Source organism: Nocardiopsis chromatogenes YIM 90109, assembly GCF_000341185.1.
Classification (GTDB): Bacteria; Actinomycetota; Actinomycetes; order Streptosporangiales; family Streptosporangiaceae; genus Nocardiopsis_A; species Nocardiopsis_A chromatogenes.
On the sequence record NZ_ANBH01000326.1, the window covers coordinates 1 to 6,086 of the forward strand.

Here is a 6,086-nt window from a genome sequence, read left to right on the forward strand (position 1 = left end):
ATGAGCAGCCGGGCGATCGAGACCCGCCCGGGGAGCGCGACCGCGCCGTCCTCGGCCGCCGCGCGCAGCTCCTCGCGGGACAGCCACCGCACGTCGGTGATCTCCTGCTCGTCGGTGCGCTCGGCCTCGCCCACGGCGCGGGCGGTGAAGCCGACCATCAGGCTGCGCGGGAACGGCCACGGCTGGGAGGAGACGTACTCCGGGTCCGCCACGGCCACACCCACCTCCTCGGCGACCTCGCGCTCGACCGCGTGCTCCAGGGACTCCCCGGGTTCGACGTAGCCCGCCAGCACCGAGTAGCGGTTCTGCGGCCAAGCGGGGTTGTGCCCGAGCAGGCACCGCTCCTCGCCGTCCGGGTCCTCCCGGACCACCAGCATGATCACCGCCGGGTCCATGCGGGGGAACTGCTCGGTGCCCTCGCGCTCGCACACCCGCACGTGCCCGGCGGCCGACGTCCGGGTCGGCGCCCCGCACATGGGGCAGAACCGGTGCGAGGCGTGCCAGTTGGCCAGCGCCACGGCGTGGGTGAGCAGCCCGGCCTCGGCGTCGTCCAGCACCGCCCCGGCCTCCCGCAGGGACGCCGCGCGCACCCCGGGCGCGCGCCCGGCCTCCTCCAGGGGGTCCCCCTCCGCGGCGTGCACCGCGAAGTAGGCGTTCCCCTCGGCGCCCACACCGAGCAGGTACCGCTCGCCGGAGGGCGCCTCGGCGGGGGCGGCGAACTCCAGCCGGACGCCGTCGCCGGTGTCGCGCACCAGCGCCCGCGACTGGCGGGACATCAGGTTGCGCCAGCCGTAGGTGACGGGGTCCCCGCCCTCCAGCACCAGCACCCGGGTCGCGGGATCGGCCCAGGCCTTCTCCAGCCACTCCTCGTCGCCGCGCCGGTGCCCGGCCATGTCGACGGCGCTACGGGACAGCAGGGGCATGGGGTCGGGCGTGCTCATGGGGCCTTCCTGGGCTTCCTGGGTCGGAGCGGTGCGGTGCAGGAGAGGGGTCAGCCGTGCTGGGCCAGGCCCTCCCACAGGTAGGCGGCGCTCTCGGCGCCCTTGAGGAGGAGGGGGACCTCCACCTTCTCGTTGGGGGCGTGGATGCGGTCGTCGTCGAGGCCGACGGCGACGAACACCAGCGGGGCGCCGAGGATGTCGGCCAGGTCGGCCTCGGGGCCGCTGCCGCCCTCGCGGGTGTAGAGGACCTCGGTGCCGAAGGCGCGGGACATGGCGGCGCGGGCGGCGCGCACGGCGTCGGAGGTCAGGTCGGAGGCGCAGGGGCGCACGCCGGGGCCGGAGAAGGACACCTCGGCGGTCACGCCGTCGGGGACGTTCGCCTCCACATAGGCGCGCACGGCCTGCTGGATGCGCAGCGGCTCCTGGTCGGGCACCAGGCGGAAGCTCAGCTTGGCGTGGGCGGAGGAGGGGACGATGGTCTTGCCGCCGGAGCCGGTGTGGCCGCTCCACATGCCGTTGATCTCGGCGGTGGGGCGCACCCAGATGCGCTCCAGGGTGCTGTACCCGGCCTCGCCGGAGACGGCCCGGCTGGAGGCGGTGGCCAGCCACTCGCCCTCGTCGAAGGGGAGCCGGGCGATGAGGTCGCGCTCCTCCTCTCCGATCTCCACGACGTCGTCGTAGAAGCCGGGGACGGCGATGCGCCCGTCGGCGTCGTGCAGGCCCGACAGCAGGTCGGCCAGGACGGCGGCGGGGTTGGGCACGGCGCCGCCGAAGGTGCCGCTGTGCAGGTCGCGGTCGGGGCCGTAGAGGTCGATCTGTCCGGCGGCCAGGCCGCGCATGCCCACGCACATGGAGGGGGTGTCGGCAGCCCACATGGTGGTGTCGGAGACGACGACCACGTCGCAGCCGAGGCGGTCGCGGCGGGCGTTGAGCAGGTCCGCGAAGTGGGGCGAGCCGGACTCCTCCTCGCCTTCGACGAGGAGCTTGAGGGTGACCGGCGGGGCGTCGGCGCCGGAGGCCGCCAGCCCGGCGCGCACGCCCAGGGCGTGGAAGAGGACCTGGCCCTTGTCGTCGGAGGCGCCGCGGCCGATGAGGCGGTCGCCGCGCTCGACGGGGGTGAAGGGGTCGGTCTCCCACCCATCGGCGGGGTCGGCCGGCTGGACGTCGTGGTGGCCGTAGACGAGGACGGTGGGGGCGCCGGGGTCGGCGGCGGGCCATTCGGCGTAGACGGCGGGCAGGCCGTCGCTCTCCCAGACCTCGGCCGTGGGGAACCCGGTGTCCTTGAGGTGGCGGACGAGCCATTCGGCCGACCGCCGGACGTCACCGTGCCGGTCGGGGTCCGCCGAGACGGAGGGGATGGCCAGCCATTCCTTGAGGGCGGCGACGAACTCGCCGCGATGCTCTTCGATGTAGGTACGCGCATCCATTCGCAGGCACCGTTGCCTTTCCGTTCCGACTGCGGCCTTGTGGGCCGGTATCGAGGGTAGTCCTCCGACCTTTCCGCCCGGACCCCCGTGTCGCCGATACCGGGAGAAGCGCCTGAAACCGCACGTGCGGAGCCGCTTTCCGAGATCGTCGGGGCGGCCGGGGGGGGAGGCCGCACCCGCGCCGCTCTCCGGGGCCCCCGGTGTCACGGCTCTCCCGCACGGCTTCCTTGCGGCCCGCCCCGCCCCCGCTCACCGCCCGTTGTCGTGATCTCCCGCCTCAGGGTGATGGCGGCGGCCCCGACCGGGGCCTAACGTTCGGTCCGACGGGGCTGTCACGGGCGGGAGCGGCATGGACGAGGGCGCAGTCGGGCACGAGCGCGGGGCACGGGCCCCGTCCCGGTTCGGGAGGGCGTTCCACGACGCCCTGTGGCGGGCCCCGTCCGAGCTGGAGCGCATCCTGCCCGCCCCCGCGCCCGAGCCCGTCCCCCGCCCCCTGGTCGGCGGCGTCTGCGCCGAGGCGGCCGCCCGGTCCGGGCGCCCGGTCCGGCGCGTGCGCCTGCTCTTCGTCCTGACCGTGCTCCCCGCGCTGCTGTACCCCCTGCTGTGGCTGGTGCACGCCGCCGGAAGGCCGCAGGCCCGCGGCCGCGCCGCGGCGAACCGGCAGCTCATCCTGGTCGTCGCGGCGCTGTTCACCGCGTGGGCGGTCGGGCCCGAGCTGCACGACCTCGGGGTCGACCGGCTGACGGCGCTCGCCGTGGGCACCGCGTGCGGCGCCCCCCTGCTGCTGCTCGCGCGCTCCCCTCTGCTGACCTGGCGGCTGATGCTGCCCGCGCTGTCCACGGCGTTCTTCCTGCCGCGCGACATCCCGGTCGAGACGGGCGTTCCCGACCTCGCGCTGCCGCCGCTGCTGATCGTGCTGTTCCTCGTCGGCGCCCAGTACCGGCGCGGCATCGCGACCGTGGTCGGAGGCACCGCCGTCGTCTTCCTCGTCCAGGGGATGTTCTCCGGACGCGATCTCTCCGACGCGCTGGTGTACGCCTTCACGGCCGTCGCCGCCCTGGCGGTCGGGGACAACGTCCGGGTGCGCCGCGAGGAGAGCGGTGTGCGCGCCGCACCGTCCCCGCCGTCGCCCGGCCGCGCCGCGATCCCGGTGGTGGACGGGGTCGTCGACGCGGTGTGGCGCACCCCGGTGCGCCGACCCGGCGGGCCCATGCGGCTGCTCGGCGGCCCGCGCCGCCCCCGGGACACCCGGCTGGTCGCGGGCGTGTGCGCGGCCTTCGCCCGCCGCTCCCGGGCGGGGCGCATCGCCCTGCGGGTGGCGGCAGTGCTGCTCATGCCCGGCACCGCGGTGGCCGCGCTCGGCGTCTACGGGGTCCTGTGGCTGCTGATGCCCTCCGACGGGGACCCTCCGCCGCCCGCCGACGCGGAACGCGGACCGAGGGTGCTGGTCCGCGAGCGGATCGCCTGGGGTGTGCTCGGCGCCGCCTCGGTCGGCGCCTCGGCGGCGGCCGGGGCCCAGCTCGCCTTCTTCCACATGCTGCCACCGCCGCTGGCGTGGACGCTGGGGGCGGCGGCGGGGCTGCCGCTGGCGCTGGTCCCGGCCGTGCCGCTGCTGGCGTGGCGGCTGGGCCTGGGAGGCCTGGTCCTGACGGTCGCCTCGATCGGCGCGTTCGGGGACCCGCCCAACGACCTGTGGCCGTGGCCGGCGGCGGGGCTGGTGGTCATGGCCGTGCTGGTGTACGCCGCCGCCGTCGCCCACGGCGGCCGGGCGGCGGCCGGGGTGGCCGTGGCGACCGCGCTCGCCGGCTTCCTGCCCGCCGCCCCGCTGGCCGGGGCGCCGCTGCTGCAGACGCTGTGGCCGTGCGCCCTGGCGGCGGGCATCGCGGCGCTCGGGGCGAACGTGCGGGGGCGCCTGTCGGCCCAGCGGGAGCTGGCGCGGGAGGCGGAGCTGCGCCGCCGCGAGCACGACCGGCAGGCGGCGCTGGAGGAGCGCTCGCGCATCGCCCGGGAGCTGCACGACGTGGTCTCGCACCACATGTCGATGATCGCCATCCAGGCCGAGGCGGCGCCCTACAAGTACCCGGGGCTGCCGGACGGCGCGGCGGAGACCTTCACGACCATCCGCGACGCCTCCCGCGAGGCGCTCACCGAGATGCGCAGGGTGGTGCGGCTGCTCCGCGAGCAGGGCGAGGACGCCGAACGGGCGCCGCAGCCGGGACTGGACCGGCTCGGGGAGCTGGTCGAGGGGGCGCGCACGGCGGGCATGCGCGTCGAGGTGGACGACCGCTCGGGGGAGGCGGCCCTGTCGGAGGCGGTGGGGCGCTCGGCCTACCGGATCGTGCAGGAGGCCCTCAGCAACGCGGCGCAGCACGCGCCCGGGGCGCGGGTGGAGGTGGCGCTGGCCCCGGTGGACGGCGCGCTGGAGGTGCGGGTGGCCAACGGCCCGTCGGCGCAGGGCGGGGACGGTGCCGGGCTCGGCTCCGGCGGGCACGGCCTGGTCGGCATGCGGGAGCGGGCCGCCGTCCTCGGCGGCACCCTGCGGGCGGGGCCGACCCCGGGGGGCGGCTTCTCGGTGGAGGCCCGGCTTCCCCTGGCGGCGGGCGGCCCGCAGTAGGGTGGTCCGGTGCCGATCACCGTGATAGTCGCAGACGACCAGGCGATGGTGCGCGACGGGATCGCCGCGCTCCTGGACGCGGCCGAGGACATCAGCGTGGTGGCGCAGGCCGCCGACGGCCGGGAGGCCGTGCGGCTCGCGGGCGAGCACCGGCCGGACGTGGTCGTGATGGACGTGCGCATGCCCGCGATGGACGGCCTGGAGGCCACCCGCCGGATCACCGGCGAGGACCCGCCACAGGAGCCGCAGGGCGGGAAGGTGCCGCAGGGCGGGGAGGAGCCGCCGCCGTGCGACGGGGCGGGCGGGGCCGGGTCCGGCACCAGGGTGCTGGTGCTGACCACGTTCGACCTGGACGAGTACGTGTACGAGGCGCTGGGCGCGGGCGCCAGCGGGTTCCTGCTCAAGGACGCCCCGGTGGACGACCTGCGCGCGGCGGTGCGCACGGTGGCGCGCGGGGACGCGCTGCTGGCACCGTCGGTGACCAAGCGCCTGATCGCCGACATCGCCGCCCGCCGCCGCGAACGCACGACCGCCCGCCCGGAGGCCTACACCTCCCTGACCCCGCGCGAGGCGGACGTGCTGCGGCTGATGGCCAAGGGGCTGTCCAACGGCGAGATCGCCGAGGAACTGGTGCTATCCGAACAGACGGTCAAGACCCACGTGGGCCGCATCCTGATGAAGCTCGCCCTCCGCGACCGGACCCAGGCGGTCGTGTTCGCCTACGAGAACGGCATCGTCTGACCCGGCGGACGACAAGCATCGGCGGCCCTTCCAGCAGCGTTGCTGGGTGACGGGTGTGCGGATGGTCGCCGTTCTTGGCGGCAACGGAGTGAGCAGGGCGGTTCCCGGACCCTGCCTGCCGTCCGACAGGCCCCTCGCAGTCCGGGAAGGCGGCACAACAGGTGCCCCGCCCACCGACCCCGGCCGGGCACCAGACCCGCCGGGGTGCCAGGTGGAGGGCGGCGACGAGGAAGGTTGGCGGCCCTCACCGCAGCGCTGTCGGCCGCTGGGCGTGTGCGCGGTCACCGTTGATGGCGACGACGGAGTAAGCGGGGCGGTTCCCGGGCCTTTCCTGCCGGGCGGCGGGCCGCTCGCGGTCCGGGT

General features: G+C 76.2%; 4 protein-coding genes. 2 read left to right on the top strand and 2 right to left on the bottom strand.

All coding sequences use genetic code 11. The annotated features are described in order from the left end of the window. Together nudC and D476_RS0128605 are read right to left on the bottom strand one after the other, a co-directional pair. Positions 1–941 (bottom strand): NAD(+) diphosphatase (gene nudC / locus D476_RS0128600; RefSeq protein ID WP_017627311.1); only part of this gene is annotated, 941 nt, incomplete at its 3' end. Positions 942–991: 50 nt separating this feature from the next. Next, a complete protein-coding gene (locus tag D476_RS0128605; RefSeq protein WP_017627312.1) occupies positions 992–2,368 on the bottom strand; it encodes a dipeptidase in 1,377 nt (458 codons plus the stop codon). A gap of 349 nt (positions 2,369–2,717) precedes the next feature. On the opposite strand from D476_RS0128605, the gene D476_RS34900 reads away from it, so the two are divergent. After that, positions 2,718–4,982, top strand: coding sequence for an ATP-binding protein (locus D476_RS34900; RefSeq protein WP_017627313.1), 2,265 nt, complete (start codon positions 2,718–2,720; stop codon positions 4,980–4,982). Positions 4,983–5,027: 45 nt separating this feature from the next. After that, entirely contained in the window at positions 5,028–5,723 is a 696-nt protein-coding gene (locus tag D476_RS0128615) for a LuxR C-terminal-related transcriptional regulator (RefSeq protein ID WP_017627314.1), read from the top strand. Positions 5,724–6,086: the final 363 nt, after the last annotated feature.

Coding starts and splice junctions, on each gene's coding strand:
- D476_RS0128615 (WP_017627314.1), top strand. CDS start 5,028: ATGGTGCGCGACGGGATCGCCGCGCTCCTGGACGCGGCCGAGGACATC.
- D476_RS34900 (WP_017627313.1), top strand. CDS start 2,718: ATGGACGAGGGCGCAGTCGGGCACGAGCGCGGGGCACGGGCCCCGTCC.
- D476_RS0128605 (WP_017627312.1), bottom strand. CDS start 2,368: ATGGATGCGCGTACCTACATCGAAGAGCATCGCGGCGAGTTCGTCGCC.